Here is a 21,635-nt window from a genome sequence, read left to right as displayed (position 1 = left end):
CGGCCCGCTTCACTCGAGCAGGCCAATTGCTGTCTCGACAGCGTGGATCACCGCCCCCGAGCGCACCAGCGCCAGCGCATCGCCCATTTCCCGCGCGTACCAGCGATCGCCCTCGAGGGCAGGCGGGATGGTTTCGCGGATGGCGTCCAGCGCAGCCTGCGAGCCCTTGCCGAGCGGATAGCCGTCGGCGACCTCCGCAACGAGGCTGAGCGCCTGCGCCGCCATCAGCAATTCGCCGGCGACGATCTGCTCGACATTCTCCACGATGGTGCGCGCCTTGCGCCCGCACCAGGTGGAATTGGAGACGTGGTCCTCGGCATTGCTCTTGCCGGGGATGCTGTCGACCGAGCCCGGTGTGGCAAGGCCGCGATTCTCCATCACCAGCGCCGACATGGAGCATTGCACCGTGGCGTAACCGGTATTGAGCCCCTGCTTGCCGGCGAGCAGGTTGCGCGGCAGGCCGTAGCTCATGCCGGGATCGATCAGCCGCGCGAGGCGACGCTCGCTGATGGCGCCGAGATCGGTCATGGCGATGGCGAGCACATCCATGGCCTGTGCCATGTACTGGCCGTGGAAATGTCCACCCGAGAGCGAGACATAGCCGCCGGCGCCGTCATCGACGATCAGCGGGTTGTCCGTCGCTGCGTTGAGCTCGACCGATACCAGCCCCTCGACATAATCCAGCGCATCATTGGCCGGGCCGTGGACCTGGGGTGCGCAGCGCAGGGAATAGACATCCTGCACGCGCGGCGATGCGGGGGTGCCCGGCGCGCGGTTTTCCTCCGGGAATACCACGTCCCGCGCGGCCTGTGCGCAGCGCTGCGTCCCGTCGAGAATACGCAGGATGTTGCGGGCCACCTTCATCTGACCGGGATGGGGGCGGGCGCGCTGGAGGCGCGGATCGAAGGCGGCGCGTTCGCCGCGCATGGCCTCGAGCGAAAGACACAGCGCAATATCGGCGGTCTTCATCAGGCGCCGCGCATCGTGCGCGGCAAGGGCGGCCAGCGCGAGCGAGGTGGTCGAGCCATTGATCAGGGCCGAGGCATCCTTGGCGCCAAGCCGGATATCGGGATCAAATCCCGCCTGGGCGATCGCCTCGCGGGCCGGCATGCGCTTGCCGCGCCAGGTCATTTCGGCCTCGGGGAAGCCGCAGACGGCAGCGGCGAGGTGGGCCAGCGGCGCGAGATCGCCGGAAGCGCCGACTGAGCCCTTCTGCGGGATCACCGGATGCAGGCCGGCATTGAGGAAGGCGAGCAGCCGCTCGACCAGTGCGACCTGCGGGCCGGAATAATTCGAGGCGAAGGCGTTGGCGCGCATCAGCATCATGGCGCGGGTGACGTCCTCGGCGAAGGGCTCGCCGATACCGGTCGCATGGGCGTAGACCGTCTTCTTTTGATATTCCGCCATGTCGGCGATGACGATGCGCTGGTCCTTGAACAGGCCGACGCCAGTGTTGAAGGCATACATCAGCGGCGCACCGTCATGCATCCAGGTCTCGTCGATATAGGCGCGCGTCGCCGCGATGCGCTCGCGGGCGGCGGGGGCAAGTTCGGCATGCGCGTAAGTGCCCTGCGCATCCGGGCGTGCCACACGAGCGGCATCGGCGATGGTGAGGCTGGCGCCGTCAAGAGCGATGATCATGGTCGGCTCGTTTTCGTTGTCATGCTCCAGCGATAGCCTGCGCCGCCGGTGCCGACAAGTATAGCCGGTCGGCGCGGCACGAAACGACGCCCCCTGAGCCGGGCGCATTGCGGCATGCAGCGATACCCGGCAATTCTCCGGAACCCTTGCCAGGCTTGCTGGTTTTGACGGAAACTTCACCAAGCAATGATCGAATAATAAAATTTTTTACAATCTTAAATTTTATAAAACAGGATTTAACATTATATGCGTGTTATACGGTCCTCACCATTCCAAGGCCTTGTAACCCGGGCAAAAAATTATACGCGACAGACAATGTCCGGCAGCGCGCAAGGGCATTATTTCGGTGTTTAGAAACATTTTCAGATTGCATATATTGGAATTTGTTACTCTGGAATTCAGGAAAATGGCGAAATCGCGTTAACGACTTGTTGAGTCGGGTGGTCGAGCATGGTTGCCACAGGGATCTGGCTGCGGTGCAGGGGGCGCCGTTGCAGCAACCTTCCCTGATCCGTAGGAGCGATGAGCCAGCCCGAACACCATGATGCGCCGTCTCATCAGGCGATGACATTAGCGGACTGCCACCCAGCCGATGCAATGGTGGCCGGTGACGCGGCGGGCGATGCTCTGCGTTACCTTGCATTGCTGGAGGCTGGGGGTGGGCTGATCTGGCAGGCCGATCCGGATGGGCGAATCCGGGCCGTCCCCACCGCCGGGCATGTCGGGAGGGCTGCGATATCCCTGATGCAGGGGCATGGCTGGCTTACCCTGTTTCATCCTGATGACCGTTTCCGCTTTCTCTTGCAGGCCGGTCGTGCGAGGCGGGTCGGGCGCGCGTTCGAAGGCAGGTGGCGCATCGGCATCCCGGCCGGATTCTGGCGCTGGCACCGGATCCGTGTCGTTCCGCTCATGAATGAGGATGGGCGCATTCATGAATGGGTCGGCAACGCTCTCGATATCCACGAGCGGTATCTGGCCGAGGGCCGAATCGCCGGATCGGAGGCGCGGCTTCGTCTGGCGCTTTCCGCCGCACGTATGGTTGCGTGGGAGTACGATCCCGAGGCGGGCAAGAGCAGCCGCACCGACAATTCCTGGACCATACTCGGCGTAGCTCCCGACGATTTCGATGGCTATATCGCAAACATGCATCCCGATGATCGGGCCGTCTTTCACGCAGCCTATGTGAAGGGTGGCAGCATGCGCGTGCCCGAATTGCGTTATCGGCACCCGGATGGGCGCATGCTCTGGCTTTCCTCCCGTGGCCTGGAGCGGCGCGATGCGGACGGACGACGCCGGATCATCGGTGTGACTTACGATATCACCGATCGCAAGGTTGCCGAGGAGGAGATCTGGCGTGCGGCCAATCATGACCCGCTCACCGGCCTGCCCAACCGGGCGTGTTTCCTCGCCAGCCTGAATCAGCATGTCGGGAATGACGCTGACTGCGGCTCCGGCGTGGCCATCGCCTTGCTCGATTATCTTGATTTCAGGGCGCTTGACGCGGCACTCGGCCATGAGGGCGCCGACGCATTGTTACGGCGCACGGGCGTGCGTTTGCGTGAAAAACTCGGTCGTGACGATATCGTCGCCCGCATCGGCGGCGACGAGTTCGGTGTCGTCCTCACAGATGCCGTGAGCGCCGAAGAGGCGGTTGCTGTCGCCCAGGCGCTCACCGAGACGCTGGCCGAAGATATCTACCAGGCCGATCACATACTCACGGCGCGCGTCTGTGTCGGTCTCGCCTGGTCGACCCGCAGCGAGGCAGAGGGCGAAACCCTTTTTCGGCAGGCCCAGACTGCCCTGCATGCGGCAAAACAGAGTGCGCGGCGTGGCGCTGCTTCGATTCTGCTGTTCGATCAGGAACTGGCGCGAGGCGGCGCGCGCCGTGTCGGCATGGCCGCACAGATCGCGCGCGCCCTCGATGCCCGTGAAATCATCCCCTATTATCAACCCAAGATTGAACTCGATTCCGGGCTCGTTTGCGGCTTCGAGGCGCTGGCGCGCTGGCGCCACCCCGAGCGGGGCGTGCTGACACCCTCAGTCTTCGGCTCGGCCTTCGACATGCCGGAACTCGCACGCGCTATCGGGCGTGAAATGGCCCGGCAGGTGCTCGATGATCTGCGGGGCTGGATCGATGCCGGGCTGGCGGCGGGGCCCGTCGCGCTCAACCTGGCTGCAGCCGATTTCGGTGAGGGCGGGCTCGCCTGGACGCTGCCGGACATGCTGGCCGAAAGCGCCATTCCCGCGCGCTACTGTGCCGTTGAGGTGACCGAGCGCGTCTTTCTCGGCGAGGGCGGGGGCGCCGTCGCGGGCGCGTTGACCTATCTCGACCGCGCCGGAATACGCATTGCCCTCGATGATTTCGGCACGGGCTATGCGTCACTCGTACATCTGAAGCAGTTTCCTGTTTCCGAAATCAAGATCGACCGCTCCTTCATCCGGGATCTGGAAACGGATGCGGAAGACGCCGCCATCGTCGCCGCCCTGCTCGGCCTCGCGCGGGCGCTCAGTCTGGACGTGACCGCGGAAGGGGTGGAAACCGAGGCTCAGGCCGCTTTTCTGCGTGATCATCATTGCGAAATGGCGCAGGGCTTTCTCCTTGGGAAACCCATGGGCCGCGATTGCGCAAGCGCCCTTCTGACCCGGCAGGCGCTCGATCGAAGCATTTCCCACCGCCGCAAGCGGGTGATCGACGCCGAAACTCCCGGCCCGGTTCAGCCGTTGCTGGCGGGGCAAGGCTAGGGTTCCACTGTCGCGAAACATGCCTGCTAAAGCAGAAAAACCTTGTCGCGGGTGCGCATGACTTCTCGCGCGATCAGATAGCTCTCGATTGCCGCATCGTCGAGAAGCGGTTTGCTGATCAGTTCACCCTGCGCAAAATCGCAGCCGGCCATGGCCAGGCTGTCGAACTGGGGCTGCTGATCAACGCCCGCCGCGATGACACCGATCCCGAGATTATGCGCCATGTCGATGATGGTGCCCGGGATCCGCGCGGATTCGCAAGCCGTCCCGATGGCCCTCACGAAGGACGGATCGATCTTCAGGCGCGAAATCGGAAAGCTCGTCAGATGGGAGAGCGAGGTGGCGCCTGTGCCGAAATCATCGAGCGCGATCGTGGCTCCCAGGGTATCGAGTGCCGCAAGCGCCTCGCGAACGGTTTTTGCGCCGCGATCGACGAGCGTGTTCTCGGCAATCTCGAACTCGAGGCGGTTGGGCGAGAGGCCGAACCGGTTCAGCATTGCCGCGACGCGCGGAACAAAGCTTTCATCCTTGAGCTGTGTCGCGGAAATGTTGAGTGCGAGACGACCGGGATCATTCCCATCCGCGACGAATCGCGCGAGGCGCGAAAGGCCGACCTCGAGGAGTCGGTCGCCGATCGCCTGGATCTGGCCGGTATCCTCGGCGATCGCGAGATAGTCGCGCGAGAGAAAGACCGGTTCCGCCTCATGGGTGAAGGCCAGCGCTTCGAAGCCGGAATGCTCACCGGTATCGAGGCGGATCTGAGGCTGGAACGCGATTTCGAGCCCGCCTCCGACAACGGCCTCCTCAATCGCATGACCGATCTGCTTGCGACGGGCGATGCGTGCGCGCAGATCGGCATTGAACAGGCTCCAGGTGTTTCGTCCGGTTGCCTTGGCATGATAAAGGGCGCTGTCCGCGTTGCGATAGAGCTCTTCCACCGAGGCTCCGCCGGCTGGCCGCAATGCGATACCGATACTCATTGAAGGGTTGAGCGCGCGCCCGTGCAGCATGAACGGCTCGCGGATACGTGCCAGCAGCGTCTCGGCGACAGTCTCGATATCCTCTTCCCTGCGCATGTCGCGCAACAGAATCGCGAATTCATCACCGCCCAGCCGCGCCACCAGATCACCGTCACGAACGCTCTCGCGCAGGCGGTGGGCGATTTCATTGAGGAGTTCATCGCCGGCGATATGGCCGAGGCTGTCGTTGATCTCCTTGAAATAATCAAGATCGAGCAGAATGAAGGCGCCACTCCCGCTGCGCTCACGACGATCACCGGCAAAGTGCTCGAGTTGCTCCATCAGCGCCGCTCGGTTGGCCAGGCCCGTGAGCGCATCCTCGCGCGCCTGGCTGAGGATACGCGCCTCGTTCGCCATCCGCTCGGTGATATCGGTCACGGAGCAGACGACCCGGGCGCGTGTTCCGTTTGTCTGTTTGAGCGGGGCGGCATTGATCGACAGGACACGGCGCCGGCCATCAGGCCAGACGATGGCGTGGCGCACGTCATAGACCGGCTCGCCGGTCTTCATGACGCGAATGAAGGGCAGATCCTCCATGGGGAATGGGCCGCCATCGAGATCGGTAATACGCCATTCCGGCGCATCGAAGCTGCGCCCCTCGACATCGGAATGGGCGATGCCGAGCACGCGTTCCGCTTCGTCATTGGCAAAAACGATGGCGCCATCGGCATCGAGGGCCGTGATGGCGGAGACACTGGTGGCGTTGATCTGAGCAAGGAAATCCCGCTCCGCTATCAAGGCGGCCTCGAGAGTCTTGCGGGCACTGATGTCTTCGATGATCGTCCAGATCAGCTTGCGACCCATTGAATCATGCACGAGCATGCCGTTCAGCAGAACCGGATAGCGGTGACCATCGTTGTTGATGTATTCCTTTTCAAACGGCCCGAAACGCCCGGTGCGTTGCATGCTGTCGAGCTGTTCCTTTTCGGCCTCTGCGTAACCCTCAGGTGTGACGTCCCAATAGCTGAGCCTGAGGAATTCCTCGCGGGTATAGCCCGTCGAAGCGAGCAGGGCATCGTTGACGTCTATGAAGGCACCCGTCTCGAAATCATTCAGGGCGATGCCGACCGGGGACAGTTCGAACAGGCCGCGCAGCAATTGCTCCTGATGTTCCAGTTCGATCTCGGCCTGCTTGCGCTCGGTGATGTCGAGATGGGTCCCAGACATGCGCAACGGTTTGCCGTTTTCGTCGCGTTGCGAAACGCGTCCGCGATCGAGCACCCAGACCCAGTGCCCGTCCTTGTGACGCAGCCTCACCTCGCATTCGTAGAACTCGGTCTCCCCGCGGAAATGGGCTTCGAGACACGCGCGGGCCCGGGCAATGTCGTCCGGATGGCTGATGCGTCGCCAGAAATCGATCGTTGCCGGCAGGATTTCCTCCAGGCGGTAGCCGATGATCTCGGCCCAGCGGTCATTGTAGGACATGACATTTTCGGTCATGTCCCATTCCCAGGTGCCGACATTGGTGCCCGCGATGATGTCGGCCAGTCGCTGCTCCTGGCGCTTGAGATCGGTGATGTCGACGCGCATGCCGACGCGACCGCCATCGCGGGTCTCGGTCTCGATGATGCGTAGCCAGCGACCATCCCGGATCGGCTGCTCAACGAGGGAGCGGGGCAGGGCATGGGCGGCGAGACGCTCGGCCATCCACTCCTCTTCACGTCCCTCGGCTTCCGGGAAATTGCCGCGCTTCAACGACAGGCGCACGAGATCCTCGAAATGCGCGCCCAGTTGCACCGCATCGGCCATGTTGGGATAAAGACGCCGGTGCTGTTCGTTGAAGGCGACGATCCGGTCTTCCTTGTCGAACAGAACGAAACCGTCAGGCAGCGCTTCGATGGCATTCTGCAGCTCTTCGCGTGCGCGGCGGGCCTCCTCGCGCGCCGTGTAGAGCTCGGTGATGTCCTGGAAGGTGCCGAAGACGGTGGTAACGGTCCGGCCGTCATGCTCTGCGCCGCCGGTGGCGCGTCCGAAGCGTTTTTCGCCGGCAGCGGTCATGAAGGCGAGTGTCAGGTCAAAAGGAGTGCCCTGCGCGATCAGTTCTGCGATTGCAGCCCGCAGGACCGGTTCGTCTTGCGGGTCGAACAAGGCCAGTGCCGATTCGAGATCCGGGCGGAAGCGCTCCGGATCAAGGCCGAAAATCGTATAAGTCCCGGGTGACCAGATCAGTGCCTGCATGCTGGGATCAAGCTCCCAGCTGCCGATACCCGATATGGCCTCCACCTGTCTGGCATGGGCCAGCTGGCGCCTCTCGCAGGTGATGTCACGTATGGAGGCGTGAATCAGGCCGTCATCCGCGACGCGTGCATACCATTCGAACCAGCGATAGCTTCCGCTGCGGCTGCGATAGCGGTTGACGAACCGCGTCACCGAAGCGCCCGAAAAGAGCTGCACGGCCGCCTCACGGGTGGCTTCGAGATCCTCGGGATGCAGAAGGTCGAGATAGCGTTGTCCGATCAACGCATCGGGGTGCCAGCCGAGCACGCCTTCCCAGTCACCGTCGAGGGACACGAAACAGCCCTCGCGCGTGGCTGTGCAGAGCAGATCGAAGATCCCCTCATTCAGCCGTGTCGACCGTCCGGGTTGAGCATGTTCGGATTCAGGCATCGGATTCAAACGTTTCTTTCATTTAGCCTCAGACAACATGATTCGTCTGAAAAAGTCTTTAATCGGGACACAACCTTTCGGCGCTTCGCGTTGGCGACATGCTTTTAAATTGCATCCCGGTCCATCGGGCAACTATCAGGAGGGCTGATCCGGAGCACTCTCGTAGTATTACGGAGGGCTTGGTATTATGGATGGCTTGCGTGTCGCCATTCGCCGGATTCGGAGCGTGAGGTCGAGCATGACCCTTTCCCTCATTGGACGCGATCGGCAAACACGTCAGCCATGTCATCCGCATGCCGGGACTGTGGCGCGGCAGGCGCTGTTCAATCCGTATCCCCGGATCGACGGCGTGCTATGCCGTTCAAGGCAATCGACTTGCCTGGCAGCCTTGCCGCACCACCTTGGTGCACTGCCTTGCCGGTTCGCCTGATCGCAGTGCGCCTAGCCGCAGCCGGTCGTGATCGCGACGGCGAGCGTTCCGTCACGATCCATATCTTGGCCGAGGGGGAATGCCGACTCGGGGACATCCGCATCGCCGCGCATCAAGAGCCCATCGTCGGATTGCGGCTTTGCGGATGACGATTGCGTCGTCTGATCCGTCGCAGTGACGTTTCAGGTTTCGATGAAGGGACGGACGGCGATATCCTTGGCAATGAGCGCGTCACGTACGGCGCGGGCCATGCCGATGGCGGCGGGATTGTCGCCATGCACGCAGATCGAATCGATCTGCGCCTTGATCTTGCCGCCAGTCACAGTGGTGATCTCACCATCCTCGATCATGCGCAGCACCCGGGCCGCCGCGAATGTGGGATCATGGATGATGGCGCCTTCAACCTTGCGGCTGGTGAGGTTGCCGGTATCGTCATAGGTGCGGTCCGCGAAGGCCTCGCGCGCCATGGCCAGGCCGAGCTTCTCCGCCGCGCGCTCGGTCGCCTGGGTGGGCATCACCATATAGACCAGCGTCGCATCGACGCCCTTGATGGCGCGTCCGATCGCCATGGCGATGTCGTCATCAGCCTGGGACAGATTGCCGAGCGCCCCGTGCGGCTTGACATGGGTGACCCTGTGTCCGGCGAGACTTGCGCAGGCCTGCAGCGCCCCGATCTGGTAGGCGACCTGCTTCTCCAGATCGTCCATGGAATGGCCTGCGATCACGCGCCGCCCGAAGCCCCAAAGATCGTTGAAGCCCGGATGTGCGCCGATGGCGACTCCCTTGTCCTTCGCGAGCGCCGCTGTGTGATGCATGATCCCGGGGTCACCCGCATGCCACCCACAAGCGACATTGGCTGAGGTGACGATGTCGAGCATGGCGTCGTCGTCGCCCATCTTCCATGCGCCGAAACCCTCGCCCATGTCGCAATTGAGATCGACGCGCATCATGCTGTCTCCGTTTCGAAAAAGTCTGCCCCCGCATCGACCATGCCGCTGATGAGGTTGAGCGACAAGAGCCTTTCGCTGGTGAGATCCATCGCACCGGCAGGGATCAGCCTGTCGCGCAATTCTGCACGCCATTGTGCCGCCTCGCGCGCCGCCATCACGGCCTCCTCCTGCGAGACCGCCTGAAACCGTACCGGATCACCCGGACGCAACTGCGCAAAACGCCCGAGATCCGCGCTGATGATCGTCGCGATCTTCGGATAACCGCCCGTGGTCTGGCGATCGGCCATCAGCACGATCGGTTCACCGGAGCCGGGCACCTGGATGGCGCCTGTGACGATGCCGTCGGAGATGATGTTGAAGCCGTCTGCATGTTCGATGACCGGGCCGTTGAGGCGGTATCCCATGCGATCTGCCTGACGCGACAGGGTGTAGGTGCTGTCGAAGAAGGTCGCGAGACCGGCCTGCGTGAAGTGATCATCCTGCGGGCCGGGCAAGACGCGAATGGGGCCGCGCGCTGCTTCCGGCGGATCGGGCAGGGTGAGATCGTCACCTGCCGGGGCGTCCTGGCGCAGCGACAGGATGGCGCCGGCCTGGAGCGGTTTGCCGTCGAGGCCACCAATGGCGGCGCGCCGGTGCAGCGAGCGGCTGCCGAGCATCGATTCGACGGCGAGGCCGCCGGCAATGGCGAGCATGGCATAGACGCCTTGCCGCGCAGGGCCGACGCTGAATGCATCCCCGGCTCGCAGCGTGATACTGGTCTGCGGCGGGACGGGCTCACCCTCAATGGACAAGGTCGCATCCGCCCCCGCCAGCGCGATGCGGATCTCACCCTCCTTCACCTTGAAACGCCCACCGAGCCCGGCGAATTCGATCGCCGCCTCGTCCGGATCATTGCCGACGAGCAGATTGGCGAGGGTGAGCGCATCGCGGTCCATCGCGCCCGCAGGACCGACACCGTAACGCTGCAATCCGTAACGCCCGGCATCCTGAATCGTGGTTGCAGGGCCGCAATCAATGACCTCGATCTCAGCCATGCCCGGCCTCTTTTTCGCTCTGTTCTCTCTCGACCTCTTGCACGATCCACTCGCCTGCAGCGGCTGCGGCGTCGAGTTGCGCCCAGTCACTTTCCGGGATCGGCGTGAAGACGATTTCGTCGCCGGCATCGATCAGGAAGGCGGGATCGCGCGCCGGCATGAAATTGCGCAGGGGCGTTCGCCCGATCAGATTCCAGCCGGAGGGCGCCTCGATCGAGGCAATGTTGGCCTGATCACCCCCGATCGCGATCGTACCCGCCGGCGTGACCTCGCGCGGATCGGTGCGGCGGGGCGTGGCGAGCGCGGGATCGAGCCCGGCGAGATAGCAGAAGCCGGGCGTGAAGCCGAGCATCGCCACTGTATAGACGGCCCCGGCATGCCGCGCGATCACGTCATCCGGTGTCAGCCCGCGTGCCTTGGCGAGATCTTCCAGATCGACGCCGTAGGACCCGCCATAGACCACGGGCACCCGCCAGCGGCGCGGTGTCTTGGCGCTGCTTGCAAGGTCTCCGAGCAGCGCGCTGATGGCTTCTTTGATCTGTGCATGGTCGGTCACGAGCGGATCGAAATGCACCAGCAGCGCACGATAGGTCGGGACTGTTTCCAGAAGCCCTTCCGGCGGCGCTGCCGCGAGTGCGGCATCGAGATCAAGGGCGAGCGCGTTGAGTCGCGGATCGACAACGCGCCCGAATTCGACGCTCAGAGCCGCATCTCCGCAAGGCAGAAAGGCCGGATCACCGGTTGTCACGCGTTCCTCCCGCGGAGAGCATCTGGCCTCATCCCCGGATTCGAGGTGGCCATAAGGTCAAGAATATCGATATTTTATCATCACTTTATCGATAAGCAAGCAATCATGTTTCAACTTTCCGAATCGACGCGCCACGCATCAGGGCTTCCAGCCATAAATCCAGGAATAGCGCTCGGCCATTCCTTCGGCTCCCAGCTTTCGCATGACGAGGTCGCGCCCGAGCCCGGCGAGGAGACCCGCATGATAGACTCGTCCATTGCGCCGCGCGGTAGCCTGTATCCGACGCACCCGTTGAAATCGCAACTTAGCATAGCGATTTAACGCATCAACCGGTTTATGTGGCATGTCCGCGAGCGCAGAGCCCATTATGGCCGCATCCTCGATCGCCATCGCGGCACCCTGTGCCATGAAAGGCAGGACGGGATGAGCGGCGTCGCCGAGCAGCGCGACCCGCTCGCGCGCGAGCGCGCCCACGGAGAGGTCGTGCAGCGACCATAACAGCCATTCCTGCGGTGCGGCGAGAAGGCCCTGCAGGGGCCTGGCGGCACCGGCAAAGGCGGCGAGCAGTTCGGCGCGTTCTCCCGGTTCCGACCAGCCGATCGCGGCTTTCGGCTGGCGGCGGATCGCCACGATGTTGAGCTTGCGACCGGCGCTGACGGGATAATGCACGATATGGCCCTGCGGCCCGAGCCAGAGGCCGGTTTCCTCACCGGCCAGTTCCGGTGGCGCATCCTTGCGCGCGATCGTGGCGCGCCAGGCGACATAGCCCTGAAAGGCCGGCACGCGGGGATCACCGATCAGGGGGCGGGTCTTCGACCATGCCCCGTCGGCCCCGATGACGAGGGTGCTCGTCATATCTTCGCGTTTCGCGCCCGAGCGCGTGAAACCGAGCCCGACATGGCCGTCCTGCTGGTCGAGATGTTCGAGCGTGCGCCCCATCAGCAGGCGGATATTCGGTTGCGCACGCACGGCGTCGAGCAGGATCGTCTGAAGATCGGCGCGGTGGATGACGTAATTCGGTGTTCCGAAGCGCTCGCGCATATACGCGCCCTGAGCGACTTCCCCGATCTCGCGTCCCGAGCGCACCGCACGCACCACGACGCGCTGTGGCTCGCAGGCCTGGCGGGCGAGCGCCTGGCCGAGGCCGAGATCGCCGAGGATGCGTGTCGCGTTCGGCGAGAGCTGCAGCCCGGCCCCGACCTCGGTGAAACCGGTGCGGCGCTCGACGAGCGTCACCTGACGTCCGATTCGCGACAGGGCGAGGGCAGCCGTCAGACCGCCGATACCGGCGCCGATCACGGTCACGTCATGCAGGGACATGGGTTATGCCGGTTTCAGCGCGCGCCGCCCGCGAGCAGTTTGTCGGGCGTGGTGGCGCTGCCGTCCCACAGGCATTCGGCAGGCTCGACCTTGCCCGGGCCGAGCTCCGGCTTGTAGCGATACAGCGTCGAGCAATAGGGGCAGATCGCCTCGTCGGCGCCGCCCATGTCGATGAATTCATGCGGGTGATCGAAGGGCGGCTTCGCTCCGATGCACATGAATTCCTTCGAGCCCGTATAGATCACGCGCAGCCCGTCTTCGTTGTGGAAATGGGGGGTGCCGGTTTCTGCCATGTGTCGCTCGTCCGATTATGCCCTGATGCGGGGATCACTTGCGGCGCACCATAATGCGCGCGGGAGCGGGCGGCTAGTGTGAACCGCAAAAAACCGCGCGGCTTACAGAAGCAGCGCGATCATGCCGCCCGCCACCACGAGAATGATGAGCGTCGTCACCACGATGCTCAGCGCATGGCGCCAGCCCAGCGCCGCAATCGCCCGCACGGAGGTGCCGAGCCCCAGAGCGGCGATCGCGATCAGCAGCCCCCATTGCGAGACGGCGACGAGAAAGCTGCGCACGGGTTCGTAGACGGGCGCGAGCGCCGGCTGCGTCAGGGCGATGGAGTTGATCACGCACAGAACGAGGAAGACGATGGCGAAGACCGGAACCGGCACTTTCGCCGCAGCCTCGCCTGCCATACCGCCGGCGCTTGCGCGTGTCCGCGCGGCGAAATACCAGCCGATGACGAGCACGACCGGCAGCAGCAGGAACACGCGGAACAGCTTGACGATCACCGCCGTATCGCCGGTTTCCGGGGAGATCGCGTAACCCGCGCCCACGACCTGCGCCACATCGTGGATGGTGGCGCCGAGCATGATGCCGAGATTGCGTTCGTCGAGGCCGAGGATCGCGCCGAGCACCGGGTAGAGCACCATGGCCAGCGTCGAAAGCGCGTTCACCGCCACCACGACGAAGGCGATATCGGCCTCCTTGCCCTTGTATTGCGGCACCACCGTCGCGGTAGCGAGCGTCGCGGAAGCGCCGCAGACGGCGGTGGCGGCACCAGCAAGCGCGCCGTAGCCGGTCTCCTGGCCCATCGCCCGTGCCATGGCAAAGCCCGCGATCACCGTCACCACCATGGAGAGGATCACGATCAGCGCCGTGGCCAGGCCGAGAGCGGCGATATCGCCCAGCGCGATCCGCAGACCAAGCAGCGCTACCGCGATGCGCAAGAGCCGCTTCACGGCGAGACCCATGCCCGGCTCGAAGAGCGGGCGCGCGGCGAGCGGGTTCAGCGCGACGCCGATCAGCAGCGCGATGACCATGGCCGGCAGGGGCAGCAGATCCGGCAGGCGCGGCGCCAGCCAGACCGCGACGATCGCCACGACGAGCGAGAGCGCCAGTCCGGGCCAGTTGGAGGAGATGAACGCGCGCGCGTCGCCTTGCAGCATACGCCTAGACAAACGCAACATGACGCTGCGTCAATCATCGCGACGCGACAATCGCGCCCAGACGCTTTTCGCGTCACGCCACGACGCGCGCTTTCACGGAAGCAGGCCGAGGCGTTCCGCGAGGGCGGTGAGCCAGACGATGCCCGCGAGCACGATGGCGAGGAACACCGCCGCCGAAGCGGAATCCTTCACCGCGCCGATTCGCGGATGGAAATCCGGCGTGACGTGATCCGACAGGCGCTCGATCGCGGTGTTGAGCAGCTCCGTCACCATGACCAGGACCAGCGAACCGATCATGGCGACGTACCAGGCGGCGTTCGGTGCGATGAAGAATCCAAGGACGAGGCAGAGCACCAGGATGATCGCTTCCTGCCGGAACGATTCCTCGCTGCGCAGATTGAAGCGCAACCCGGCAAGGGAAGAGAACGCGGCGCGCTTCAGGCGATTCATCGGATGCCTCAGTTCTTGCTGCCCGGCAGCGCCGGCGGCGGATCGTCCGTAATGGCGACGACCTTGCCGGGGTTGAGAATGTTGCGCGGGTCGATCGCCTGCTTGACCGCCTTCATCATATCAACGGCGACCGGATCCTTGTAGAGCAGCAATTCATCGCGCTTGATCAGACCGACCCCGTGTTCGGCGGCGATCGAGCCGTTCATCTTCGCCACGATATCATGAACGATGCGGTTGAAGTGCTCCCATTGCGCCAGAAATTCCGCCTTGTCCATGCCGACAGGCTGGCTGAGATTGAAATGGATGTTGCCGTCGCCGAAATGGCCGAAGCCGCACACGCGCACGCCGTCCATGGCGGCCTCGCAGGCGGCGCTCGCCTCGGTCAGGAAATCCGCGACGCGCGAGACCGGCACGGAGACGTCGTGCTTGATCGAGCCGCCTTCCTTGCCCTGCACCTCCGACATCAGCTCGCGCAGCTTCCACATTCCGGCCACCTGCGCACCGCTGGTGGCGAGCGCGGCATCCTCGACGAGTTCATCCTCGATCGCCTGGCCGAGCACGGTCTCGGCGAGTGTCTGCAGATCCGCATCCGGCTGGGGGGAGGTGAGTTCGATCAGCGCATAGGCGGCGTGCTCCCCCTGAAGCGGGCGGGTGACGTCATGGCCGTGCTTCATCACCATGTCGAGACCGAAGCGCGGGATGAATTCATAGGCGGTGAGCTGGTCACCCGCTGCCGCGCGCAGGCGCTCGAAAATCGTGAGCGCCGTGCGCGGCCCGTCGCAGCCGATGAAGGCGGTGACCTGTGACTTCGGCGCGGGATAGAGCTTGAGCACCGCCGCCGTGACGATGCCGAGCGTGCCTTCCGAGCCGATGAAGAGATGCTTGAGATCGTAGCCGGTATTGTCCTTGCGCAGGCCGCGCAACCCGTTCCAGATACGCCCGTCAGGCAGGACGACTTCGAGGCCGAGCACGAGATCACGGGTATTGCCGTAGCGCAGCACGCCGGTGCCGCCGGCATTGGTGGCGATGTTGCCGCCGATCTGGCAGGTGCCCTCGGAGCCCAGCGAGAGCGGAAACAGCTTGTCGGCCTCTTCCGCTGCATCCTGGATGCTCTTGAGCGTGCAGCCGGCCTCCGCCGTGATCGTCGCATTCGAGGCATCGACCTCGCGGATGGCATTGAGGCGCGAGAGCGACAGCACGATCCCGCCGAACGGGACCCCGCCGCCCACGAGCCCGGTATTGCCGCCATGAGGCACGACGGTGACGCCTTCCGCGTGGCAGGTCGCCATGACGAAGGCGGCCTCCTGCGCATCCTTCGGGCGCACCACGGCACCGGCCAGACCGCGATAGAGCCCGCGTGTTTCGACGAGATGCGGCGCCATGTCTTCCGGCTCAGTCAGAACATGTTCCGCGCCGAGCCGTCGGGACAGGCTCGCGAGAAATTCAGGGGTGGGGGTGGATGCTGGCGCCGACACGATCTGACGTTTCCCTATGGGTTGCTGTGTTTCGAACCTGAGAGCTTCCTGTTAGCAAACCGTGCGGCACTTGCATACGGTCGCTTCGCCAAGGCGGGGGTTGAACCTTGTCCCGGGTCCAGCCCCGCCTCAGGCGGCGCCTGCCTCATTCGCCGGTCGCACGCGACGCGATCGCCTCGAAACGGGCATCGATTTCCTCGGCGATGACAGCGAGCTCATCACCGCCTTCGTCGAGATAGGGCGCGAAGACGAAGCTTGGAGTCTTCCAGCTCAGCGTCGCGTTGCCGTCGTCGTTCTCGGTGACGTAGAACCGCAAAGGCGCCTCGATCATGGCGGCGGTGCTCATGTCGAGGATACGCACGGCATAGTCGTTGTTGAACACGCCGACGACCCGGTTCTCGGGGATTTCGATGCCGCGCTCGCGGGCAACTGCGGTCGGGCCGGCCTCGGTGACCACGCCCATCTTCTCGGCGGGAACGGCCTCGAGCAGGCGATCCAGCAATTGTGCATGGGCCAGATCGGTTTCGATGATGCGCCAGCCTTCGCGTGGTGCGATGTCACCGGCATCGGCCATCGTCGGCAGCAGGATGACGGCTGCGCAAAGAAGCTTCAGCGGATTGTGCATTGTTTCCTCCATGATCAGGTGTGGCAGGATGACGTTTCGACAGTCACTGGCTGCCTTGTGGCCGGGTTGGTTGCCAGCATGTGAGTGACCGCGCTGGTGCTCCGGTGCGGTAGAGCAAGGGGCAGTGCGGCATCCCCCTGAACCGCTCCGCATCCGCGTTGGCGCCTGTGCCGGGCACAGCCATCACAATGATGGCGCTCCAGTGGAAACTTTGTCACGGTGCTGTTGGTTCACCAGACCGCGCGAAATTTCCAATGAACAGACAGGGCTGAACGATGATAGCGAGACATGTGCATGTGACGGGCCGTGTCCAGGGTGTCTGGTTCCGGGCATGGGCGCGTGAACAGGCCCTGGCCGAAGGTGTCTCCGGATGGATCCGTAACCGCCCAGACGGTGCGGTCGAAGCCGTTCTGGCCGGCACCGAAGAAGCGGTCGAGACCCTGATCGCGAAGCTGCATGACGGCCCGACAGCCGCAAAGGTGGAAAACCTCCGCGTGGCGGATACCACGGTGCCGGACGAGACCGGGTTTCACATTGTCGGTTGAGCACGCAAGACAAGCACGGGAGACTGGGTTATCCGCTGGTGCGGATCCGTTTGTGGGAGGCGCGCCATGTCGGCGTTCTGGGAACTGGCAGGCATGTTCGTCTCGGCTTTCACCTCCGCGACATTGTTGCCCGGATCATCCGAGGCGGTTCTGGCCGGAATCGTCGCCCTCGGCACTGCGAGCGCGACGAGCGCCGTCATCGTGGCGACGCTCGGTAATACGGTCGGTTCCGTCGTCAACTGGGCGATGGGACTCTTCGCCGCGCGGTTCCGCCACCACCGCCGTTTCCCGCTGACGCCGGAGCAGTATGAGCGTTACGCGGCAATCTATGCAAAATGGGGCGTATGGAGCCTGCTGCTCTCCTGGACTCCCGTGATCGGCGATCCGCTCACGGTTGTAGCCGGTGTGATGCGCACGCCGTTATGGATCGTCGTGCCATTGGTGATGCTCGCCAAGGGCGCGCGCTATGTCGCCGTCGCCGGCGTGGTGGTGATGCTCTGACCCGTCAGAGTTCCAGCATCGCCGTCACCGGCGCGTGATCGGAGGGGCGCTCCCAGCCGCGCGCCTCGCGCAGCACCTCGACGGAGCGGCAGACGGGAGCGAGATCCGGCGAGAGCCAGATGTGATCGAGCCGGCGCCCCTTGTCGGCCTTGCTCCAGTCCGGCGAGCGGTAGCTCCACCAGCTGTAGATCTTCTCGGGCTCGGGGCGCAGGTCGCGCATGGAATCGACCAGCCCGGCCTCCTCGCGCAGGCGCTCCAGCGTGCTGGTCTCGAGCGGCGTGTGGCTGACGACGTCGAGAAGCTGCTTGTGGCTCCACACGTCGTGCTCCAGCGGGGCGATGTTGAGATCGCCCACGGTGACGGACGGCGCCCGCGACACCGCCGCGCGATCGGCCCAGCCGCGCATTTCCTCCAGAAATTGCAGCTTGTGCGCGAATTTCGGATTGACCGCCGGATCGGCCACGTCGCCACCGGCGGGGACATAGAAATTATGGATGGCAAGCCCCGCCGCTTCCCCGGCCTGCGGGCCGAGGCGCAACGAGATATGGCGCGCATCCTCCTTTTCGCAGAAGCCGGTGACGGCGATGTCGGCCACCGGAAAGCGCGAGATGATCGCGACGCCGTTATAGCCCTTCATGCCCGCAAAGGCGATGTGCTCGTAGCCGGCGGCGCGGATCGCCTTCTCCGGAAACTTGTCGACCGGGCACTTGGTCTCCTGCAGGCAGAGCACGTCCGGGCTCTGTTCGCTCAGGAAGCGGGTGACCTGATCGATGCGCAGGCGCACCGAGTTGATGTTCCAGCTGGTAATCGAAAACCGCACGTCGCCTCGCTCCCCTCCCGTAATGCCGAACGTCTTGGCTACGCTACGCGCGCCGCCGGGGAACCCGGTTTCGGGAGTTATCCAGAAGCTGCGCCTCACGCCCGCAGCGCGTCGATGATGCGCAGCTTGCCTTCAAGCGGCACCTGGCCGTCATAGATCCACGGGCCGATGGCGAAGGAGGGGGTGGCGTTGATGTTGAGGTTGTTGCCGGCACTGATGGCCGCTTCCATGGCCATGGTGACGAGATCGGAATCGGCGAATTCGACGAGTTCATGCCCGTCGGCACCCAGCTCCATGGCGACATCGAGCGCGCGCTGGCCGTTCTTCACGCCCCGGCGCGCATGGAGGCCGAGATGGAAATCGCGGTAATGATCGTTGCCGTAGAGGCCCTGGAAGGCGAGGGCGATCCGCGTCGCTTCCACCGAGGGCTCGCCGAGGATGGCATAGTTGACGAGGACATAGCCGAGATGTTCGTCGATATCGAGCAACTGGCCCATATCCTGCGCCGATTGGTGGCAGAAGGGGCAGTTGTAGTCGAAGAATTCGATCATGATCACATCGGGGTGCTCCGCACCGACATAGGCCGCCCCCGGAAGCGCCAACGCATCCTCGACGAGTTCGTAGGGTACCCGGCGCGCATCGCGGGCCTGCGCAGGCAGGCCGATCACGGTGGCGGCGGGCAGGGTGACGAGGCCGGTGAGCAGGTCGCGGCGGGAGAGTTGCAGACGCGATGAGAACGGCATGATCGAAACACGCTCCGATGGCTTGGACTGGATTCCGGACGAAGCCGAATCTGATCAAGCTTTTCGCCCCGGAAGCTGCAGCGGGCAAGCCTCGTCGGCCGCCGCTCGCGGCCTCGTGATGATCAGGCCGGATCCATCAGCGTCTCGACATGCGCGGCGACTGATTTGGCAAGGCCGACCAGATCGTAGCCGCCTTCCAGAAGCGAGACGACGCGGCCCGCGCAGGAGCGCTCGGCCACCCGCATCAGCGCCCGCGTGGCATAGGCGAAATCGGCCTCCGTCAGGTTGACGCTGCCCAGTGGATCGCGCCAATGCGCGTCGAAACCGGCGGAGATGATGAGGAGATCAGGCGCGAAATCGGTGATACGGGGCACGACGGCAGTGGTCATCACCTCGCGGAACGTGTCGCTGCCATCGCCGGGTGAGAGCGCGATGTTGAGGATGTTGTCATGCGCGCCGCGCTCGTTCGGGTCACCCGTGCCGGGGAAGAGCGGCATCTCGTGGGTCGAGATGTAGAGCACGTCGGGATCGTCCCAGAAGATGTCCTGCGTGCCGTTGCCGTGATGCACGTCCCAATCCATGATCGCGACGCGCTCCGCGCCATGATGATGGCGCGCCCAGCGCGCGGCGATGGCGGCGTGGTTGAAGAAGCAGAATCCCATCGCCACCCTGTGCTCGGCATGGTGACCGGGCGGGCGCATGGCGCTGAAGGCGTTGCGTACCTTGCCTGTCATGACCTCGTCGACCGCCAGCGTCGCCGCGCCTGCGCCGCGCAAGGCCGCTTCCATGGTGCCGGGAGAGAGGATCGTGTCGGAATCGATCTGTACCAGCCCCGATTCAGGCGAAGCTTCGAGCAACGCCTCCACATAGCCGCGATGATGCGCCAGCGCCACCGCCTCGATATCGGCCACGGGCGCCGCTTCCCGGGCGAGCATGGCAAAGCGCTCGTCCTCGAGCGCGGCCTCGACGGCCTTGATCCGATCAGCGCATTCGGGATGGCCGGTCGGTGTCTCGTGATCGAGGGCAGCGGGATGGGTGAGGAGGAGTGTTGTCATGGCGCTTTCTTCATGGACCGCCATGCTGGCGCGCAACGGCCCGTCTGTCCATACCCGGATATGCCACAGGGCGGATGAAGCTTACTCGGGCAGGGTCCCGTTCGAGGCGAGCACGGCGCCGGCAAGGTAGAGCGAGCCGCAGATCAGCACCCGCGGCGGTGTCTCCCAGGGCGTATCGCGCAGACCGGCAATGGCGCTCTCGACACCCGCCGCAGTCGAGGCGACCAGCCCGGCGCGGGCGGCGATCGAGGCGACTTCCATGGCCGGACGGCCCGCAACCTGCCCCGGTACGGGCACGGCGATCAACTCGCGCGCGAGCCCGGCGAAATTGCGCAGGAAGCCCTCGCCGTCCTTGGTGCCGAGCATCCCGGCGATCAGCACCAGCGGTGCTTCGGAGCGCTCGGAGAGATCCGCCATTGCGGCGGAAAGCGCGCGTCCGCCATCGGGGTTGTGTCCGCCATCGAGCCAGAGTTCGGCACCTTCCGGGGCGAGGCCGGGCAGGACGCCTCGGGTGAGGCGCTGTAGCCGACCCGGCCACTCGGCGGCGCGGATGCCGGTCTCGAAACCATTTGGCGAAAGACGATGAAATCCGGCCGCGCGCAGGGCGGCGATGGCGGTGCCCGCATTGCTGATCTGATGCGCGCCGACGAGGCGCGGCAGTGGCAGATCGAGCAGGAGGTCTTCATCCTGGTAGATGACGCGTCCGTTTTCCTCATGGGTGGAGAAATCCTGGCCGCCGATCAGGATCGGCGATGCGCCGCGCTGTTCGGCCACGTCATGCAGGACGCTCTCCGCCGCCGCGTAATCCTGGCGGGCAATGACCGTGGGACGCCCCGGCTTGATGATTCCCGCCTTCTCGAAGGCGATCTTCTCCACCGTGTCGCCCAGATATTCGGCATGGTCGAGGCCGATCGGCGTGATCACCGCGCAGGCGGGATCGGCGACGACATTGGTCGCGTCGAAGCGCCCGCCGAGGCCCACTTCCAGCAGCAGCACATCCGCCGGGGCCTCCGCGAAGAGATGGATCGCGGCGACTGTCGTGATCTCGAACACGGTGATCGGCGCCCCGGCATTCACCTGGTCGCAGATGCGCAGCGCCCCCACCAGACGCTCCTCGTCGACGAAGCGCCCGCCGCCGGGCTGGCCGAGCCGGATGCGCTCGTGAAACCGCACCAGATGCGGTGAGGTATAGACATGCACCACGAGGCCGGCCGCTTCCAGCATGGCGCGCATGAAGGCGATGGTCGAGCCCTTGCCGTTGGTGCCGGCAACGTGAATCACCGGCGGCAGGCGGTGTTCGGGATGGCCCAGAGCCGCGAGCAGCCGCTCGACGCGGCCCAGCGACAGATCGATGGATTTGGGATGCAGGGCGAGGAAGCGCGCGATCAGCGCGTCTGAGGATTCCATCGTGGCTCGCTCCACTCGGGGGAATGGCGTTGGTCTCAGCAGTGTCCGTGCCGCGCGTTGCGTCTCAGGCGCCGC

General features: G+C 64.5%; 18 protein-coding genes. 3 read left to right on the top strand and 15 right to left on the bottom strand.

Features of this window, described 5'->3' with window-relative positions:
• Positions 1–9: 9 nt before the first annotated feature.
• Positions 10–1,641, bottom strand: coding sequence for an HAL/PAL/TAL family ammonia-lyase (locus GA0071312_RS14680; RefSeq protein ID WP_074445566.1), 1,632 nt, complete (start codon positions 1,639–1,641; stop codon positions 10–12).
• A 522-nt stretch (positions 1,642–2,163) separates the two neighbouring features.
• Here GA0071312_RS14680 and GA0071312_RS14675 point away from each other — a divergent pair.
• Positions 2,164–4,383 carry a putative bifunctional diguanylate cyclase/phosphodiesterase gene (locus tag GA0071312_RS14675; RefSeq protein ID WP_083204595.1) on the top strand — a complete coding sequence of 740 codons (2,220 nt, stop codon included), beginning with the start codon at positions 2,164–2,166 and terminating at the stop codon, positions 4,381–4,383.
• Positions 4,384–4,409: 26 nt separating this feature from the next.
• Here GA0071312_RS14675 and GA0071312_RS14670 read toward each other — a convergent pair whose 3' ends face one another.
• The 10 genes from GA0071312_RS14670 to GA0071312_RS14625 all read right to left on the bottom strand — a co-directional run bounded on the left by GA0071312_RS14670 (position 4,410) and on the right by GA0071312_RS14625 (position 16,489).
• Positions 4,410–8,009 (bottom strand): PAS domain S-box protein, encoded by a 3,600-nt coding sequence (locus tag GA0071312_RS14670; RefSeq protein ID WP_074445564.1) that lies wholly within the window; start codon positions 8,007–8,009, stop codon positions 4,410–4,412.
• 612 nt (positions 8,010–8,621) lie between these two features.
• A complete protein-coding gene (locus tag GA0071312_RS14665) occupies positions 8,622–9,386 on the bottom strand; it encodes a LamB/YcsF family protein (protein WP_074446221.1) in 765 nt (254 codons plus the stop codon).
• Positions 9,386–10,423 carry a 5-oxoprolinase subunit C family protein gene (locus GA0071312_RS14660; RefSeq protein WP_074445563.1) on the bottom strand — a complete coding sequence of 346 codons (1,038 nt, stop codon included), beginning with the start codon at positions 10,421–10,423 and terminating at the stop codon, positions 9,386–9,388. The genes GA0071312_RS14665 and GA0071312_RS14660 overlap by 1 nt, the downstream gene beginning before the upstream one ends.
• Positions 10,416–11,171, bottom strand: a complete 756-nt coding sequence (gene pxpB / locus GA0071312_RS14655; protein ID WP_074445562.1) for a 5-oxoprolinase subunit PxpB — start codon at positions 11,169–11,171, stop codon at positions 10,416–10,418. The genes GA0071312_RS14660 and pxpB overlap by 8 nt, the downstream gene beginning before the upstream one ends.
• A gap of 138 nt (positions 11,172–11,309) precedes the next feature.
• A complete protein-coding gene (locus tag GA0071312_RS14650) occupies positions 11,310–12,491 on the bottom strand; it encodes an FAD-dependent monooxygenase (RefSeq protein WP_074445561.1) in 1,182 nt (393 codons plus the stop codon).
• A 14-nt stretch (positions 12,492–12,505) separates the two neighbouring features.
• The gene (locus GA0071312_RS14645; protein ID WP_074445560.1) at positions 12,506–12,784 is read right to left on the bottom strand and encodes a zinc-finger domain-containing protein; all 279 of its coding nucleotides are present in this window, start codon (positions 12,782–12,784) and stop codon (positions 12,506–12,508) included.
• Positions 12,785–12,886: 102 nt separating this feature from the next.
• Positions 12,887–13,960: a YeiH family protein gene (locus tag GA0071312_RS14640; RefSeq protein ID WP_083204594.1), complete on the bottom strand. Its 1,074-nt coding sequence runs from the start codon at positions 13,958–13,960 to the stop codon at positions 12,887–12,889.
• A 72-nt stretch (positions 13,961–14,032) separates the two neighbouring features.
• Positions 14,033–14,389, bottom strand: coding sequence for a diacylglycerol kinase (locus GA0071312_RS14635; RefSeq protein WP_074445558.1), 357 nt, complete (start codon positions 14,387–14,389; stop codon positions 14,033–14,035).
• 8 nt (positions 14,390–14,397) lie between these two features.
• Positions 14,398–15,864, bottom strand: coding sequence for an FAD-binding oxidoreductase (locus GA0071312_RS14630; protein ID WP_074445557.1), 1,467 nt, complete (start codon positions 15,862–15,864; stop codon positions 14,398–14,400).
• Between the two features lie 145 nt (positions 15,865–16,009).
• Positions 16,010–16,489, bottom strand: a complete 480-nt coding sequence (locus tag GA0071312_RS14625; protein WP_074446220.1) for a DUF302 domain-containing protein — start codon at positions 16,487–16,489, stop codon at positions 16,010–16,012.
• 275 nt (positions 16,490–16,764) lie between these two features.
• On the opposite strand from GA0071312_RS14625, the gene GA0071312_RS14620 reads away from it, so the two are divergent.
• Together GA0071312_RS14620 and GA0071312_RS14615 are read left to right on the top strand one after the other, a co-directional pair.
• Positions 16,765–17,034 (top strand): acylphosphatase, encoded by a 270-nt coding sequence (locus tag GA0071312_RS14620; protein ID WP_074445556.1) that lies wholly within the window; start codon positions 16,765–16,767, stop codon positions 17,032–17,034.
• Positions 17,035–17,100: 66 nt separating this feature from the next.
• Positions 17,101–17,535, top strand: a complete 435-nt coding sequence (locus tag GA0071312_RS14615; protein WP_074445555.1) for a YqaA family protein — start codon at positions 17,101–17,103, stop codon at positions 17,533–17,535.
• Between the two features lie 4 nt (positions 17,536–17,539).
• Here the strand turns inward: GA0071312_RS14615 and xth are convergent, their stop codons facing one another.
• The 4 genes from xth to GA0071312_RS14595 form a co-directional block, all read right to left on the bottom strand.
• A complete protein-coding gene (xth, locus tag GA0071312_RS14610) occupies positions 17,540–18,355 on the bottom strand; it encodes an exodeoxyribonuclease III (RefSeq protein WP_074445554.1) in 816 nt (271 codons plus the stop codon).
• Between the two features lie 95 nt (positions 18,356–18,450).
• The gene (locus GA0071312_RS14605) at positions 18,451–19,098 is read right to left on the bottom strand and encodes a thioredoxin domain-containing protein (protein WP_074445553.1); all 648 of its coding nucleotides are present in this window, start codon (positions 19,096–19,098) and stop codon (positions 18,451–18,453) included.
• A 122-nt stretch (positions 19,099–19,220) separates the two neighbouring features.
• A complete protein-coding gene (locus GA0071312_RS14600; protein ID WP_074446219.1) occupies positions 19,221–20,153 on the bottom strand; it encodes a histone deacetylase family protein in 933 nt (310 codons plus the stop codon).
• A gap of 81 nt (positions 20,154–20,234) precedes the next feature.
• Positions 20,235–21,560 (bottom strand): bifunctional folylpolyglutamate synthase/dihydrofolate synthase, encoded by a 1,326-nt coding sequence (locus GA0071312_RS14595; protein WP_074445552.1) that lies wholly within the window; start codon positions 21,558–21,560, stop codon positions 20,235–20,237.
• Positions 21,561–21,635 lie beyond the last annotated feature (75 nt).

Origin of the sequence: Saliniramus fredricksonii (assembly GCF_900094735.1) — a bacterium.
GTDB classification, from domain to species: Bacteria; Pseudomonadota; Alphaproteobacteria; order Rhizobiales; family Beijerinckiaceae; genus Saliniramus; species Saliniramus fredricksonii.
The sequence above is the reverse complement of the archived record's forward strand: the minus strand, read 5'-3'. Positions and strand labels throughout refer to the sequence as shown.

Excerpts from the sequence above, each read along its gene's own strand:
- GA0071312_RS14605 (WP_074445553.1), bottom strand. The coding sequence starts at position 19,098 with ATGCCGTTCTCATCGCGTCTGCAACTCTCCCGCCGCGACCTGCTCACC.
- GA0071312_RS14665 (WP_074446221.1), bottom strand. The coding sequence starts at position 9,386 with ATGCGCGTCGATCTCAATTGCGACATGGGCGAGGGTTTCGGCGCATGG.
- GA0071312_RS14660 (WP_074445563.1), bottom strand. The coding sequence starts at position 10,423 with ATGGCTGAGATCGAGGTCATTGATTGCGGCCCTGCAACCACGATTCAG.
- GA0071312_RS14595 (WP_074445552.1), bottom strand. The coding sequence starts at position 21,560 with ATGGAATCCTCAGACGCGCTGATCGCGCGCTTCCTCGCCCTGCATCCC.
- GA0071312_RS14650 (WP_074445561.1), bottom strand. The coding sequence starts at position 12,491 with ATGTCCCTGCATGACGTGACCGTGATCGGCGCCGGTATCGGCGGTCTG.
- GA0071312_RS14645 (WP_074445560.1), bottom strand. The coding sequence starts at position 12,784 with ATGGCAGAAACCGGCACCCCCCATTTCCACAACGAAGACGGGCTGCGC.
- GA0071312_RS14615 (WP_074445555.1), top strand. The coding sequence starts at position 17,101 with ATGTCGGCGTTCTGGGAACTGGCAGGCATGTTCGTCTCGGCTTTCACC.
- GA0071312_RS14680 (WP_074445566.1), bottom strand. The coding sequence starts at position 1,641 with ATGATCATCGCTCTTGACGGCGCCAGCCTCACCATCGCCGATGCCGCT.
- GA0071312_RS14670 (WP_074445564.1), bottom strand. The coding sequence starts at position 8,009 with ATGCCTGAATCCGAACATGCTCAACCCGGACGGTCGACACGGCTGAAT.
- GA0071312_RS14675 (WP_083204595.1), top strand. The coding sequence starts at position 2,164 with ATGAGCCAGCCCGAACACCATGATGCGCCGTCTCATCAGGCGATGACA.
- GA0071312_RS14600 (WP_074446219.1), bottom strand. The coding sequence starts at position 20,153 with ATGACAACACTCCTCCTCACCCATCCCGCTGCCCTCGATCACGAGACA.
- GA0071312_RS14635 (WP_074445558.1), bottom strand. The coding sequence starts at position 14,389 with ATGAATCGCCTGAAGCGCGCCGCGTTCTCTTCCCTTGCCGGGTTGCGC.
- GA0071312_RS14625 (WP_074446220.1), bottom strand. The coding sequence starts at position 16,489 with ATGCACAATCCGCTGAAGCTTCTTTGCGCAGCCGTCATCCTGCTGCCG.
- GA0071312_RS14640 (WP_083204594.1), bottom strand. The coding sequence starts at position 13,960 with ATGTTGCGTTTGTCTAGGCGTATGCTGCAAGGCGACGCGCGCGCGTTC.
- GA0071312_RS14620 (WP_074445556.1), top strand. The coding sequence starts at position 16,765 with ATGATAGCGAGACATGTGCATGTGACGGGCCGTGTCCAGGGTGTCTGG.